The sequence below is a fragment of the Desulfobacterales bacterium genome, assembly GCA_030066985.1.
Classification (GTDB): domain Bacteria; phylum Desulfobacterota; class Desulfobacteria; order Desulfobacterales; family JAHEIW01; genus JAHEIW01.
In genome coordinates, this window is the sequence record JASJAN010000007.1 from 20,279 (window position 1) to 35,456 (window position 15,178).

Sequence of the window (15,178 nt, forward strand, 5' to 3'; positions counted from 1 at the left end):
AACGGATCTGCGATTCTTTAAGCCATCCCATGATGTGCCCCTGTATTTATTTCCCTCGTATAATATATTACCTTTTAAATCAATGGCATATCACAATGAAACAGCTGCGCGCCGTATTCGTACCCTCTATCACATGCTGGAATCGTCAACACCACCAATAGTGGTGACGGCTGCTGAAACGCTTTTGCAAAAAATTGTTCCGAAGCAAGAGATCATTCGTTATGCCGAATTGATACTGGCTGGCGAGGAAGTTGATCGGGAGCGTCTGATCGAAAAATTGATTGCAGGCGGGTATACACACGCAGCCATCGTAGAGGAGCCGGGCGACTTTTGCGTACGCGGCGGAATTCTCGATATTTACTGCCCGCTCTATTCAGATCCGCTGCGAATTGAGTTTTTTGGCGATGTGGCAGAGTCCATTCGCTTTTTCTCCGCTTCCAGTCAGCGAACGATATCAAACATAACTGAAGCTATCATTTTACCAGCCCGTGAGATGATCATTGAAAAAGCCCTCTTGCCGCAGATTATCAGCCGCATCCGATCCCGGGCATCTGATGTCGAAACACCGTTGAGCGAGACCCGAAAAATTATCGACTCAATTAAAAACGGACAGGGATTTCCGGGAGTGGAAAATCTCATCTCTCTGATTTATCCCCAGCTCGACACCGTTTTTGATTTTCTGCCCGACAATGCTCTGGTGGTATCGATATCAGACGAAGATCTGGCTGAAGCGGTCAAAATGCAAGAGAATCACATCGCTAAAAATTATAAAGCTGCTTATCTCGCCAAACACCTGTGTGTCGAACCGTCAAGCCTGTATATGAGCGGCAGCCAACTTCAAGCGCTGATCACACAACGCAATCCGCTGATTTTTAAGATGTTGGACATTCAAGCAGGATCGACACAACGTTTTTCAAGGCGTCTGCAGTTTAAGTCTGTGATTGAGGACAATAGCGACATCCGTTTGCAGTTAAATAATTATCAAGAGAAAGAAAACCTTCTTAAACCACTGGCGGATTGGCTCGATACGAACAGGCGTAATGGATTGACCCCCGTTCTGGTGTGTCGAACAGAGACTCAGGCCCAACGCTTAAAATCTTTACTGCAGCCTTACGGGTTCCAATTTAAAATAGTCAATGCATATGCCGATGTAAAATTTGAGCCCAACACACTATGGTTGTGCATCGGGCATATTTCTGCCGGGTTTGTTTGGCCAACAGAGTCTCTGGCGATCATCACAGAGGCCGAAATTTTTGGTCTCAGGTCGCGCCGCAAAAAAGCATTGCGCCCTCGGCGGCCATCTGAACTGCTGGATCTGCAGGATTTAAAAAAGGGCGACCTGGTCGTGCATGTCGAGCATGGTATCGGGCGCTATGAGGGCCTGGTGAAGCTGCAAATTGATGGACTTGCCAATGATTTTCTTAAGCTGGTTTATAAGGATGACGACAAGCTTTATTTACCAGTTGATCGCATGAACCGAGTCCAGCAGTACATGGGAGTGGAAGGCGTTGAACCGGTCATTGATAAAATGGGCGGTAATTCCTGGAAGCGCATTAAGGCGCGGGTGAAACGCTCTGCCGAGAAAATTGCCGGTGAGCTCCTGAGATTGTATGCAACTCGAAAATACGAGTACGGATTTGCCTTCAGTGCGGTTGACGACTATTTTCGTGATTTCGAGGCTGGCTTTGAATATGAAGAGACGACCGATCAAGTAAATGCCATTGAGGTGGTACTCGAAGATATGTATCGTTCTACACCGATGGATCGGCTCATTTGTGGGGATGTCGGTTATGGCAAAACAGAGGTGGCTCTGCGTGCATCCTTTTTGGCCACCCACAATGGTAAACAGGTTGCGGTTCTAGTCCCAACGACGATCCTGGCAGAGCAGCACTTTGCCACCTTTAGCATGCGTTATGAGCGCTATCCGATTAACATCGCCTGTTTGAGCCGTTTTCGACCGGTGCGCGAGCAAAAGCAGATCATAGCGGACCTGAAAGCGGGCAAACTGGATATTGTTATCGGTACGCATCGCTTGCTGCAAAAAGATATCGCATTTAAAGATTTGGGATTACTCGTTTTGGATGAAGAGCAGCGTTTTGGTGTTCGCCATAAAGAAAAACTGAAAAAATTAAAACACAATGTAGATGTGCTGGCGCTCACTGCTACGCCGATTCCGCGAACACTGCATATGTCGCTGGTGGGTATCCGGGATATCAGCATCATTTCGACACCTCCTGAATTTCGACAATCGATTATCACCACCGTCTCGGAATTCAATGAGGAAATGATCATTGAGGCGATTCGAAAAGAACTACAGCGCAATGGTCAGATTTTCTTTGTGCATAACAATATTCAAAGCATCAGCAAAATGGCGCGCAAACTGCAGCAACTGGTGCCGGAAGTCAAATTAGAAGTTGCTCATGGCCAGATGAACGAAAATGATCTTGAGCAAGTCATGTATCGTTTTTTCAATAAGGAATTTGACCTGCTCGTCTGTACAACGATTATTGAGTCGGGGTTGGATGTTTCTTCGGCCAATACCATTATCGTCAACCGGGCAGATCGTTTTGGCCTGGCGCAGATTTATCAGTTGCGAGGTCGTGTCGGCCGCTCAGATGAGCAGGCCTATGCCTATTTAATTGTTCCACAGGAAAGCGTGTTAACAACAGATGCTCGCAAGCGGCTCAAAGTCTTAATGGAGCACAGTGATCTGGGATCCGGTTTTCAAATTGCGATGAACGATTTAAAAATCCGTGGCGGCGGCACAATTCTTGGTGCGTCTCAGTCCGGTCATATCGCGGCTGTGGGCTACGATATGTTTTTAAAGCTAATGGAAAATGCGATTGCCGAATTAAAAGGTCAGATAACCATCGAACCGCTGGACCCTGAAGTCAATGTTCACCTTTCGGCCTTTCTATCTGAGTCCTATATCCCGGATATTGACCAGCGAATGGCCGCCTACCGTCGACTGGCCCGTATGACAGAGCTGCCGGACGTGACTGAATTTAAAAATGAGCTCATTGATCGCTATGGGAAACCGCCGCAGGAGGCCGATAATTTGTTATTTAAGATCGGATTAAAAATTTTATCCAAAAAGGCTGGGATTTCCAAGTTGGATCTATCCGAACGCCAGATGCACCTTCAATTTTCTGCTGCACACCTGAAAAATACCGACGCGCTGGTGGACTTAATTCAATCGACCCCCCAGCGTTATGAGTTGACGCCTGGGCAAGTGCTGAAAGTAAAATTGGCAAATAGCCATGACAGAAGGCATTTAAGGCAAGCTAGAAATATATTGAAAGATATTATAGAGCGTGTTAAAAATTAAAGTTTAAATAACCTATTATTAAAATGCATCTAACAGTTACTGGTTGAGCCCGTTGCCCGTTAACCCGTTTACCGGTTAGCGGCTGTTTTTTAATATTCTAACGGGCTCAGCTGGTTTAGCCGGCGCGACAGGCAAGCTCAATCAGAATATCGAATATTTTGGGGATAGCGTACACCTTTAAGAACCGATAAAGTTAGCTGGTGGCTGAATATCCGGTTGTTTTTCCCTTATGAATAATTTATTGAAGACCAAAAAGATATCACAGAAAATTAGATTGCTGTCAGTGTTATTGATTTTGGGATTGCTGACAAGTTGTATGAATTCAGGGCCAAATTCCGGCAATGAACCCTTAATCCAGGTTGGTGACCGAGTGATGACTGTTCTTGAGTTTAATGAGGCTTTTGAAATTGTCCGATCGGCCTATCCACAGAACATAAAGGATGAGCCCGATGACCTAAGGAATGCGCAATTACGCCTTTTAAACCAGCTGGCGATCGAGATGATTATTCTTGAGAGGGCTGAAGAATTGGAACTTTCGGTTTCAGATGACGAGATGAATAAAGCCGTAAATGATATCAAAAGCGATTATCCTGAAGATACCTTTGAGAAAACGTTGCTAAAAACGGCTGTCTCATATGAATCATGGAAGGCCCGTTTAAAAAACAGAATGCTGATGCAAAAGGTGATTGACCACGAGCTGAAGGATCAAATTGTCATCACGCCTGAAGATATTGCTGACTACTACGAACGTAACATAAAGACGCGCGCGCCGGAAGCTGAAACAACCGCTTCAAAGGAAGAAATGAATGAAATGATCATAAAGTTTTTACGGCGCGAGAAAACAGAGCAGGCTTATCAAAGATGGATTAATAATCTTAAAAAAAAATACCCCATTGATATCGACAGTGTCCAGTGGGAAAACATCAGTGGCTCTAAATACATCCAGGATCAGAATTTAAAAGACTTGGATTTAACTCAAAAACCTGAGTAATGTTGTTTGAATAATCAATATCCTCTTGCCGCATTGTACGAGATGCAAAAAAACGGATAGCGGTCAATTCAACGATGCTTTGTTTAAATAGAAACATAAAATTTCATTTTATTTTGTTTGCATATTGCCTGCTGGCATTTAACGGGCTTTATTTTTCGACCCCTGTCCGGGCTGATACAACCACTGTCGTCGATCGCATTGTCGCGGTTGTCAACGATGAGATCATAACACTCTATGAGCTTAATAAAATGTTGCAACCCTATGAAGAAAATATCGAAGCCCTTGGTTATGCACCTGAGAAAAAACGTGAGACGCTTTTTAAGCTTCGCACCGACCTGCTCAACAAGCTTATCGACCAAAAGCTAGCAGATCAACAAATCAAAAAGAACAATATCAAGATCAGTACCAAAGAAATCGACATGACCATAGAGCGCTTAAAAGAGACGCGCTCTTATACCGATGAAGACTTAAGAGCGGGATTGGCCCAGCAGGGTTTGACCATGGAGGAGTACCGGGAAAATCTAAAGCAGCAATTGCTAAGAAGCAACCTGGTAAATCGCGAAGTCAAATCAAAAATCGTTGTGACCACACAAGAAATTGAAGAATATTACAATGCCCATCGTGATAAGTATGCCGGTCAAACAAAATACCATATCTGGAATATCGCCATTCGCTTTTCGGCGTATGCTGATTCTGCTGAAATACAAAGCGCCCTTGAAAAAATGGAGGCTGTCTTAAGGCAGCTTGAACAAGGTCGCTCCTTTCAAGAAATTGTAAATGAAATCCCGAACCGACCAGGGATGCTGGAAGGCTCGGATTTGGGTCTATACGAACTAAATGAAATGTCTTCTGACCTGCAAAATACCGTCAAAAATATGAAAGCGGAAGAATTCAGTCCGATTTTAAGCTCCAGCGGTGGGCATCAGATCATCTATGTTGAAGAAATCCTTTTGACTGATCCTAAAGCGATGTCTGATGCGAAAGCTGAAATTCAGGAGATTTTGTACAATGAGGCGGTTGACAATCGCTACGAGACCTGGCTGACTGACTTGCGCAAGCGGTCACATATCAAGATCATAAAGTAATTTGCGCCAATATACAAATGATAACCCGCAACCCCAAGCGCGATGATGAAACCTGAGAAAGAATCTTTTTCATTTGGCTACTATCTTCAGTCGATAAGGCTTGAAAAGAATATCACTTTGGAAACAGTTGCCGAAGAGACCCGCATCGCAATCAGTAATTTAATTCTGATTGAAAAAGAAGATGTTGAGTCGCTACCAAATCCGGTTTTTGTGAAGGGGTTTCTGCGCTCTTACGCACAGGCTATAGGAGCTAACGGGGAAGAAGCTGTCAGGCTATACGAGGCCAAGCTGGATATGAAAAACCGTTTTGACGATACCACTCGTATTTCACCCAAATTTAAGCTTTCTCCCTGGCGCAATCTAATATTGTCCATTGTCGCAGTCGTCGGTTTGATTGCTATGTCGTTGTATGGGGTTTCCTATTTTCAGCACCGCACAACGCATTCTGACAAAACTGAAACTGCTGGTCCCGGCGAACTTGCGCCAGAAGCGCATGCCACGGACCCAAATACATCAGCAGCAAAAAACAAAATACCATCTGCGACCCTCACGAAAAAGGTGTTGCACATACGAGCACTTGAGGACACTTGGGTGAAAATCATCGTAGACAATCAGGAACCCAAGGAGTACAATCTGCGCTCCGGAGATCAATTGGAAGAAGAAGCGACTGTGGGTTATAACCTGCTGATCGGAAATGCTATCGGGCTGGAACTGAAATTAGATGGCAAACCTGTCAACATTTCCGGCAAAGCCGGCGAGGTCGTTAATATTCAAATTCCTTAAAATGTTCATCTGAAGATTTCTGTTATACAAAATGCAAACCGACCGCATCAAAATATTAGTCGACAGCATAAAACGACTGTTAAGGCGCGGGGCGATGTCACATCTAAGCAATATTGTCGCCAAAACGCATGCGGCGGACCTGTCGGTTGTTTTCCGATCACTGTCGATTTCCCAACAGCTCCGATTATTTAACCTGATCACGGATGTCGAACAAAAAGGTATATTGTTCAGCGAGCTGGATGCCGATTCATTTTTAGATCTTATTGAAGAAATCAAGATAGACGATATCGTTGAAGTTTTTGAGCATATGCCCAACGACGATGTGGCTGATTTGTTGGAGCGCTTGCCGGAAGAAAAGGCCGACGCCATCCTCGAGAAGATGAAAAAAGATGAGTCGGCAGAGGTCGAAGATCTGCTGCAGTATGAAAAGGATACTGCCGGCGGCATTATGGTGACAGATTTTATTGCCCTGGCAGAAGATACGACCGCACAAGAAGCCATTGAGGCTCTACAAAAGGAATATTCTGACGTGGAGATGCCTTTCTATCTCTATGTCGTCGATGATTACGCCAAGCTGGTCGGTGTTAGCTCTTTGCGCCAGCTGGTACTGGTGAGGCCAGAAACACCCCTCAAAGCCTTTATGACCACAGATGTGTTTTCTGTTCAAACCGATATGGATCAGGAGGAGGTCGCCAAAATCGTCGCCCGCTATGACATTTTAGCCGTGCCGGTGGTAGATGATACCAACCGGCTGGTCGGAATCGTTACGGTGGATGACGTTATCGACATTTTTCGTCAAGAGGCGACTGAGGACATTTTAAAGATGGCCGGTGTCGGAGAGGAATTTGTCGAAACCAAGTCGGTTTTAAAAAGTACGCGTATCCGCTTGCCCTGGCTCTTCGCCAGCTGTGTAGGGGGCATCATTGCATTTTTTATCATCGGCAAATTTGAAGGCTCTTTGTCCAAAATTACCACCCTGGCGGCATTTATTCCCGTCATAATGGGCATGGGTGGGAACATCGGTACCCAGTCCTCCACCATCGTCGTTCGCGGTATCGCAACGGGTCGAATCGATATTCGCGATTTTTGGTCGGTCCTGCTCAAGGAATTGGCGATCGGGGTTATTTTAGGTGTTATCTATGGCATACTCATCGGCAGCGTCGCTCAGGCGCGTTACAGCACAGTCGCCTTGGCCCTTGCAGTTGGTTTGGCAGTTATCAGCTCAATGTCGATAGCCGCCCTGGTTGGCTCGTTGGTCCCGATGGCCTTTGCACGAATCCATATCGACCCGGCTGTCGCCACCGGACCTTTTGTCACGACAGCCATTGATATCATTAGCGTTTCGTTTTATTTTATGATTGCCACTGCGCTCTTGGGTCTGTAGTTTCATGTCTGTCTTCTCCACGCCTGCCATCTTGCTTCGTAGACTCGATTACGGGGATTATGATCTGATCCTGACTTTTTTGTCATTGCAGCGGGGAAAAATATCTCTGATTGCGAAGGCTGCCAAGAAAAGCACTAAACGCTTTGCAGGCGTTCTGGAGCTTTTTTCGCTCGTTGAAGTCGTCGCCAGCACAGGCAAACGGCGGGGTCTACCTGTCCTGCAAGAAGCAACCCTTAAGTCTCCCTTTAGCACCATTCGAAGCGATATGACCAAGACCGCGTTTGCCAGCTACTGGTGTGAGTTGATCCACAGCTGGCTCGAAGAAAACCAGGAACAGGATCAGCTTTACTATTTATTGAAACATGTCCTCAGTCTGCTTGACAGCAACACTGCCAGCGCTGCGGAGCTAAGTGTCCTATTTCAAATGCGTCTGCTCTATATTTCTGGGCATCGCCCTAATTTGGGTCATTGTGTCCGTTGCCGCAAACACCTTGAATCGATTGGCTCCCAGCATGTCGTCTTCGATATTACCAAAGGTACTATTCTGTGTGGTGATTGTGCTTCCGGATCTGGTGGTCGCATCCAGCTTTCCAAAGGAACGATTAAACAATTGATGTGGTTTGAAAATGGAGACCTTAATAAAGCCTCCAGGATTCGTTTCGGTGCTCAGGCGCTCAAGGAAAGCATCCAGATGCTTGAGGCATTTGTGCCGTATATTCTGGGGATACAACCGCGCAGTCTTAAGTTTTTGAAAGAAATTAGAAAATAATTGCTATGTCATGTAAGGACCGATAATTTTCGTCCTCGCCCTCGAAAATGTAAATTGAAAATGAGTGATTGAAAGGTATCGAGGACGAGTACGAGGACGACGACGAGTACGATTCGGAAATATTATGACAAAAAATTTTAAACGCATTCTTGAAAATCAACCCATTGAAGCATCGGCACCCTGCCGAGTTGATATGGGGGGCACTTTGGACATCCGCACTTTTTATTATCCCCTGCGACATTTGTCACCCTGCACCTTCAACATTGCCATGGGACTCAGAACCCGGGTGCAACTGATGCCGTATCATAAAGACCGCATCAAAATTTCTTCCAAAGGCTTTAAAAGCGCGGAATTTACCATCGATCAGGTACCTTTTACGCATCCTCTGGGTCTCATGTTTGCCGCCGGAGTATATTTTAATGCCAAAAATATTCATGTTCGGATCGAATCCGAATCACCCCCGCGAAGTGCGCTGGGCGGCTCATCGGCAGCATTGGCGGCACTGATTGCGGCGCTTTCGAAGTTATGCCACCAGGCGGCTTCAACACAATTACTGACGCGTCCCGAAATGGCGATCCTGGCGCAGGGACTTGAGGAAACGGTTGCCGGAGTACCTTGTGGCTTTCAGGATCAGCTGGCAGCCATATATGGTGGTGTCAATGTCTGGGAATGGCCGCAGCACATCAGCAGCCCGCAATTCCGCAAAAAAGTGATCGTGCCCAAAAGGCAGCATAAACATTTTGAAAAGCACCTGCTGGTGGCCTACTGCGGAAAACCGCATGCGTCCAAGGATATTAACGGCCGTTGGGTCCGGCAATTTCTAAAAGGCCAATTTCGGGGTCGTTGGGCCGACATCATTGCATGTACTCGGCAATTTGTTTCAGCAGTAGCGGATCGACAGTATACTCTGGCCGGCGAATTGCTGAACAGGGAAACTGCATTGCGTCAGCAGATGACGCCTGATGTGCTTGATAAGATTGGTAAACAATTGGCCAGATCCGCTCGAACTCACAAATGTGGGGCCCGATTTACAGGTGCCGGAGGCGGGGGATGTATCTGGGCCATGGGCGAAATTGAAAATATTGACAGATTAAGATCATTGTGGGAAGAGATACTTTCATCTGAAAATGAGGCCCGGCTGCTAAATGTCAAAATTGACTCCCAGGGGCTGATCGTCAATTAACCAATAGATGCCAATCATCAGGCGTCAGAAATAATCATCAGGTTTCAGGTATCGGGTTTCAGGTGTCAGGGTTGATTAGAAGGGCTGACACCTGATCCGCCTTCGGCGGAAACACTGACACCTTGAGGAAGAGGAAAAAATGTACTTTCAGGATGTCATTGCAGGACTAAACAATTTCTGGGCCCGCAAGGGCTGTGTGATGGTGCAACCGTATGATCTGGAAGTCGGCGCCGGAACATTTCATCATGCCACGACCTTAAAAGCGCTGGGTCCTGAGCCCTGGAATGTCGCCTATGTCCAGCCATCTCGGCGTCCGACCGACGGTCGTTACGGCGATAATCCCAACCGGCTGCAGCATTACTATCAGTATCAGGTACTTTTGAAGCCGTCGCCCTTTGATGTCCAGAAGCAATACCTTCAGAGCATGAAGGCACTGGGCATCGATCCGCTGGATCATGATATCCGTTTTGTGGAAGATGATTGGGAATCACCCACTTTAGGCGCTTCCGGTCTGGGCTGGGAAGTCTGGCTGGATGGCATGGAGATTACCCAGTTTACCTATTTTCAGATGGCCGGCAGCGTTGAGTTGCATCCGATTTCAGTCGAACTCACCTATGGCTTGGAGAGAATTGCCATGTATCTGCAGGGGGTGGATAATGTCTATGATCTGCAGTGGAATGCAGATATTAAATATGGTGATGTCCATCACCAGCAGGAGGTCGAACAATCCACCTATAATTTTGAAAAAGCCGATGTGCCAGTCTTGTTTGATCTATTTACCAAATACGAAAAGGAAGCCGGACGTCAGATTGAAAACGGGCTGGTTTTGCCGGCTTACGAATACTGCCTGAAATGCTCCCATACATTTAATCTGCTGGATGCCCGCGGTGCGATAAGTGTGACCGAAAGGACCGGTTTTATCGGCCGCATTAGAAACTTAGCCCGCGCGTGTGCAGAAGGGTATTTGAAACAACGCAAAGAAATGGGTTATCCGTTGCTCAAAAAATAAGGTTCAGAGGTTCAGGGTTCAGGGTTCTGGGTTCGGCGTTTTTGACCACTGGCTTCTCACTCCTGGCAGATGGCCAGCAAGCAGCCAATAACCAGCAACCAGCAACCTCTGAACCTTTGAACGTTGAACCCGAAATTGAGGAAAATATGGAAACACTATTGCTTGAGATTGGAACTGAAGAAATTCCTGCCGGATACATTAAGCCGGCCTTGAAGGCCTTGGCGGGTGCGTTGCAGAAAAAATTAACAGAAGCGCGCATCTCCTACGGTGATGTAAAAATATTCGGATCTCCGCGACGACTGGCGGTCCGAATTGAAAAGGTTGCCGCTAAGCAATTGCCGTTGAAAACAGAGATGACCGGGCCACCGGTTAAGGTCGGGCTTGATGATTCCGGCAAACCGACTATGGCCGCCAAAAAATTTGCTGAAAAAGCCGGAGTCAAGATTAATCAGCTGAGCGTCAAAGAGACGAAGAAAGGGTCCTATTTGTGTGCGGTCATTAGGCAACGCGGCCAGGCAACGCGAACCCTGCTTAAAGCGATCCTGCCCGACATCATCCTGGCGACCCCATTTCCGAAAACCATGCGGTGGGCGGATCTCGATATCGCCTTTGCTAGACCGATTCATTCCTGCCTGGCGCTGCTGGGGTCTAAGACCATTGCCTTTAAATTGGGAAATGTAAAGGCTAATCGTTACACTCACGGGCATTACTTTATGCAGCCAGGAAAGATTAAAATAGATTCAGCCGGCGACTATTTTAAACGCTTGAAAGCTGCCCAGGTGATTGTTGATTTGGCTGAGCGCCGCAAAGCGGTTGAAAAAGAGATCAACAAAGCGGCTAAAAAAGTCGGAGGCCGTATTTTACCCGACCCTGAGTTGGTGGACATTGTCAACAACCTGGTGGAATATCCGGTGGCTGTGGCCGGTGAATTCGACAAAGAATTTTTGGATCTTCCCGACGAGGTGCTCATCACTGCTATGCGGGAACACCAAAAATATTTTGCTGTGGTCAACAAATCCAAAAAGCTGCTGCCGTTTTTTGTGGCGGTCAACAATACTATCGCCAAGGACATGAAACTGGTGACCACAGGCCATGAACGCGTGCTGAGGGCGCGTTTGTCCGATGCCAAATTTTTCTATCAGGGGGACTTGGAAGTCTCCAATGACATAAGGGCGGAAAGGCTCAAAGGGGTCTTATTTCAGGCTAAGCTGGGCACCATGCATGACAAAATGAAACGGGTTGCCCGCATTGGTAAATTTATCGTCAAAACGATGGATATCGATCTGGATGGTGAGCAACAGGACAATGAACTCAAAGCGCAAGTGACGCGGGCGGCCAAATTATGTAAAGCGGATCTGGTCAGCCAGGTTGTTGGGGAATTCCCAAAACTGCAGGGTGTCATGGGTAGAGTTTATGCTGCCATTGCCGGTGAACTGCCCAGCGTCTCAGTGGCCATCGAAGAGCACTATCGTCCCACTTACTCTGGCGGCCCTTTGCCAGATACGATTACCGGCAGTATTTTAAGTATTGCGGACAAGATCGATACGATTTGCGGTTGTTTTAGTGCCGAGCTGATTCCTACCGGTGCCTCCGATCCATATGCCCTCAGACGCCAGGGGATTGGCATTATTCAAATTATGAATGAGCGGGGGTTTTCATTTTCGCTCAGAAAGCTGATCAAAAAAAGCCTGGCAAATTTTGACATCAAAAACAGTGCGGATTTAAGCGCAAGTGTTGAAAAAGTATATACGTTTCTGCGAAACCGAATCTATCAATTGCTTGCCGATCAGGGATATGCCAAGGATGCCGTTGCGGCGGTTGTGGATGTATCCATTGATCGTGTGCCTGATTTATGGAGTCGTTTGGAAGCGCTTGAATCACTCAAAGCCAAACCGGATTTTGAGCCGCTGGCGGTGGCGTTTAAAAGGGTGGTCAATATTTTAAAGAAATCGGGCAAGGGCGCAGGAACCGGCAAGATCAACAGTGACCTATTTGAACACAAGAGCGAAGCTGATCTTTTTAATGCCTACCAAAAAGTCGCAAAAAGCGTGTCGGATGCTAAACAAAAAGGTCTGTTTGAGAAAGGGCTACTCGATATTGCGACATTGCGCGGTCCGATTGATGCTTTTTTTGACGGTGTTATGGTCCTGGCAGAAGATAAAAGCATTCGCCGTAATCGCATGGCTCTGCTTGAACATATCGCAGCGCTTTTCAGTCAAATGGCGGACTTCTCAAAACTGTCGACCTGATCGTTTTATAAATAGGATGTGGTGCGAATTGCTTAAACGGCACTTTATTCCGGCAGTGAGTATAGCGGGGGTAAATAGTCACGTTCTTTTTTAATATCAGCGACTATCTTTCCGACATCCGCGGACGTCCATTCATTATCTCCGTTTAGCGTGTGCAGCCCCTCCAGGCGCAAAGCAGAAGCGATCATTGTTAAATTTGCGCCAACCCGATGCATATCCCTGACCACTTGAAAAATTTTTTCTTTCTGCGGATGTTGACGCCAGGGATGTCTTGATCCGATAACCACCACCCTTGAGTCCTGCTGTTTACCTGCGATTTTTTTTGGGGTAATTTTGTTGATTTTGTTTATAATTTTTCTAAGATCGATGGCGATTTCGTTTAATTGTCGGGCGATGCGCTCTTGTTCGGCGGCAAGGCATGGCGAATTTTGGTTAGTGTCGAGCAAATTTGCAATGGCTCTTTCGACCATATTGCTAAGGGTTTCCCCGGTTTGTTTTTTTTGATCTTCGAGTTTACACTTTAAATCAGCTGATATTCGAATCATAGGGGTTTTTTGGCTTCCTCGGCTTTGGATATCTTTGGGTTTCATGGCGTCAGCACAGATTTTGGTGTTCAACATTTAAAACAAATGGGTAGAAAAATTGTTATGGTTAATTAAAACGCATGTCAACCTTAAATTTACAGAAATATCAGTTAGTTATTAATTGCTAACCTCATTTTTTATTTTAATTTATTTTTTGAACTTTTATCCAGTGATCCTTCAGAGAATCATTAAACATGGGATTTGCCCCACCCGCAACGAGATATGCCCCAGCCGCATGCAGTCAAGCACTTTACAGAAAAAATCACTGCCTTATTTTTCTCAAAAGATTTTATATAGTTATACATTAAATCAGTAAGAAACGGCCAATTGGCATGGTAATTGACTTCTTCTGAACGACATAAAGGGGAAGAAAAGGCAATGTCGTACAGAGGGTCGTTCGGCTTCACTATCTGAAGGTAAGCAATGTGACCGTTTCTTCACCAAGTTCCGTACCGCATTATTCAAGTTGCTTGTGCAACGAGATCATCTTTCCTCAAGCCAATAGAAAGGAGGCAGGACTATGAGAAAAAATGTTGTATTGCTGATTCTAATATTCGTGATGGGTGTCGTATTCATCAGTTGTCAGGCCCATCATGCACCAGTGGTCCATCCCCAGTTTCAACCGGTGGATCTCAATGCTCAATTGAAATCCGGTGCTTATAAACCCAAAGTCAATAACTTTGCTGTTCTTTTGGATGCGTCGCCCTCAACCCGGGACATGCAGAGCGGCATGACCAGCTTTGAAGCTTCCAAAGCGTTTCTATACCGCATGAATCGAACCATTCCCAAAATGAATCTAAATTCTTCATTGAGATCGTTCGGTCACTGGCAAGACGGTGGAGAGACCACCCTGCATTATGGCCCTACGCGCTGGCAGGCGGAATCTTTTCAAGGTGCTCTGGATGGCGTCCCCCAGGGCAAAGGACGCAGTCCCGTGGATCAGGCGTTTGATCTTAGCACCAATGATCTGAATAGCATGCAGGGTCGAACAGCAGTGATCCTGGTCGGTGACGGGCAGTACCGCGGTGTCGACGCCGAAGGCGCTGCCAAACGCCTGGCGGGGCAATTTGGCAGCAATGCGTGCATTCACACCGTACTGACTGGTAGTGCCGGACCCGAGGATGTGGCGACCATGAAAGCGATTGCTGCTGTCAGCCAATGCGGTTCGTTTCAAAACGCCGCCAACCTGGATTCACCGCAGGCCATGGCCAACTGGGTGGAGAGCGTTTTTCTGACCAGGTCACCGAAAAAGGCCGCGCCAGCTCCCGCCCCCATGGACAGTGACGGGGATGGCGTCTATGATAATGCGGATCAGTGTCCGGATACCCCCAAAGGTGCCACCGTTGATAAGCGCGGTTGCTGGGTGCTGTCAGGTGTTACCTTCGACACTTCCAAATGGGAAATTAAATCTCGCTACTATCCCATTTTGAACAGTGTGGTAAACATTCTGCAGAAAAACCCGGATCTGAAATTGGAGATCGAAGGACACACCGACAACCGCGGGGCCGTCGATTACAACCAGCGACTATCCGAAAACCGTGCCAAGGCAGTAATGGACTATTTGATCGCCAGAGGCATTGCGTCTAATCGTCTGTCGGCCAGAGGCTATGGTTTTGATCGACCGGCTGCCTCTAATGCCACTGCTGCCGGTCGGGCGGAAAATCGCAGAGTTGAACTGCGACCCGTACCGTAAATCGGTATAACCTCCATCAAACCCAAAGGGATGGATGCATCGGCATCCATCCCTTTTTTTTGCGACAGCGCTCTTGAGATGTCTGTTTTGGTCCGCAACCGAATTCAATTCATCCGCTGC

General features: G+C 46.8%; 11 protein-coding genes. 10 read left to right on the forward strand and 1 reads right to left on the reverse strand.

The features are described from left to right. Nucleotides 1–82 precede the first annotated feature (82 nt). From mfd to glyS, 9 genes are all read left to right on the forward strand, one after another. Nucleotides 83–3,328: a transcription-repair coupling factor gene (gene mfd, locus QNJ26_05370; protein ID MDJ0984954.1), complete on the forward strand. Its 3,246-nt coding sequence runs from the start codon at nt 83–85 to the stop codon at nt 3,326–3,328. A 229-nt stretch (nt 3,329–3,557) separates the two neighbouring features. After that, on the forward strand, nt 3,558–4,319 hold the full coding sequence (locus QNJ26_05375) for a SurA N-terminal domain-containing protein (protein MDJ0984955.1): 762 nt from the start codon (nt 3,558–3,560) through the stop codon (nt 4,317–4,319). 74 nt (nt 4,320–4,393) lie between these two features. Then, complete coding sequence (locus QNJ26_05380) at nt 4,394–5,404, forward strand: SurA N-terminal domain-containing protein (GenBank protein MDJ0984956.1); 1,011 nt, start codon at nt 4,394–4,396, stop codon at nt 5,402–5,404. Between the two features lie 42 nt (nt 5,405–5,446). Further along, nucleotides 5,447–6,187, forward strand: a complete 741-nt coding sequence (locus QNJ26_05385; protein ID MDJ0984957.1) for a DUF4115 domain-containing protein — start codon at nt 5,447–5,449, stop codon at nt 6,185–6,187. A 31-nt stretch (nt 6,188–6,218) separates the two neighbouring features. After that, nucleotides 6,219–7,571: a magnesium transporter gene (gene mgtE, locus QNJ26_05390; GenBank protein ID MDJ0984958.1), complete on the forward strand. Its 1,353-nt coding sequence runs from the start codon at nt 6,219–6,221 to the stop codon at nt 7,569–7,571. Nucleotides 7,572–7,575: 4 nt separating this feature from the next. Continuing rightward, on the forward strand, nt 7,576–8,340 hold the full coding sequence (gene recO, locus QNJ26_05395) for a DNA repair protein RecO (protein MDJ0984959.1): 765 nt from the start codon (nt 7,576–7,578) through the stop codon (nt 8,338–8,340). Between the two features lie 124 nt (nt 8,341–8,464). Further along, nucleotides 8,465–9,523, forward strand: a complete 1,059-nt coding sequence (locus tag QNJ26_05400) for a galactokinase (protein MDJ0984960.1) — start codon at nt 8,465–8,467, stop codon at nt 9,521–9,523. A 139-nt stretch (nt 9,524–9,662) separates the two neighbouring features. Further along, nucleotides 9,663–10,532 carry a glycine--tRNA ligase subunit alpha gene (gene glyQ / locus QNJ26_05405; protein MDJ0984961.1) on the forward strand — a complete coding sequence of 290 codons (870 nt, stop codon included), beginning with the start codon at nt 9,663–9,665 and terminating at the stop codon, nt 10,530–10,532. A gap of 146 nt (nt 10,533–10,678) precedes the next feature. Then, nucleotides 10,679–12,781, forward strand: a complete 2,103-nt coding sequence (gene glyS / locus QNJ26_05410) for a glycine--tRNA ligase subunit beta (GenBank protein MDJ0984962.1) — start codon at nt 10,679–10,681, stop codon at nt 12,779–12,781. A gap of 44 nt (nt 12,782–12,825) precedes the next feature. Here the strand turns inward: glyS and QNJ26_05415 are convergent, their stop codons facing one another. Beyond that, complete coding sequence (locus tag QNJ26_05415; GenBank protein MDJ0984963.1) at nt 12,826–13,326, reverse strand: hypothetical protein; 501 nt, start codon at nt 13,324–13,326, stop codon at nt 12,826–12,828. A gap of 559 nt (nt 13,327–13,885) precedes the next feature. On the opposite strand from QNJ26_05415, the gene QNJ26_05420 reads away from it, so the two are divergent. Next, on the forward strand, nt 13,886–15,058 hold the full coding sequence (locus QNJ26_05420; GenBank protein ID MDJ0984964.1) for an OmpA family protein: 1,173 nt from the start codon (nt 13,886–13,888) through the stop codon (nt 15,056–15,058). The last annotated feature ends 120 nt before the right edge of the window (nt 15,059–15,178 follow it).

What these genes read in the sequence shown, in the direction of transcription:
- mfd (MDJ0984954.1), top strand. Translation starts at nt 83, where the DNA reads ATGGCATATCACAATGAAACAGCTGCGCGCCGTATTCGTACCCTCTAT.
- QNJ26_05375 (MDJ0984955.1), top strand. Translation starts at nt 3,558, where the DNA reads ATGAATAATTTATTGAAGACCAAAAAGATATCACAGAAAATTAGATTG.
- QNJ26_05380 (MDJ0984956.1), top strand. Translation starts at nt 4,394, where the DNA reads ATGCTTTGTTTAAATAGAAACATAAAATTTCATTTTATTTTGTTTGCA.
- QNJ26_05385 (MDJ0984957.1), top strand. Translation starts at nt 5,447, where the DNA reads ATGATGAAACCTGAGAAAGAATCTTTTTCATTTGGCTACTATCTTCAG.
- mgtE (MDJ0984958.1), top strand. Translation starts at nt 6,219, where the DNA reads ATGCAAACCGACCGCATCAAAATATTAGTCGACAGCATAAAACGACTG.
- recO (MDJ0984959.1), top strand. Translation starts at nt 7,576, where the DNA reads ATGTCTGTCTTCTCCACGCCTGCCATCTTGCTTCGTAGACTCGATTAC.
- QNJ26_05400 (MDJ0984960.1), top strand. Translation starts at nt 8,465, where the DNA reads ATGACAAAAAATTTTAAACGCATTCTTGAAAATCAACCCATTGAAGCA.
- glyQ (MDJ0984961.1), top strand. Translation starts at nt 9,663, where the DNA reads ATGTACTTTCAGGATGTCATTGCAGGACTAAACAATTTCTGGGCCCGC.
- glyS (MDJ0984962.1), top strand. Translation starts at nt 10,679, where the DNA reads ATGGAAACACTATTGCTTGAGATTGGAACTGAAGAAATTCCTGCCGGA.
- QNJ26_05415 (MDJ0984963.1), bottom strand. Translation starts at nt 13,326, where the DNA reads ATGATTCGAATATCAGCTGATTTAAAGTGTAAACTCGAAGATCAAAAA.
- QNJ26_05420 (MDJ0984964.1), top strand. Translation starts at nt 13,886, where the DNA reads ATGAGAAAAAATGTTGTATTGCTGATTCTAATATTCGTGATGGGTGTC.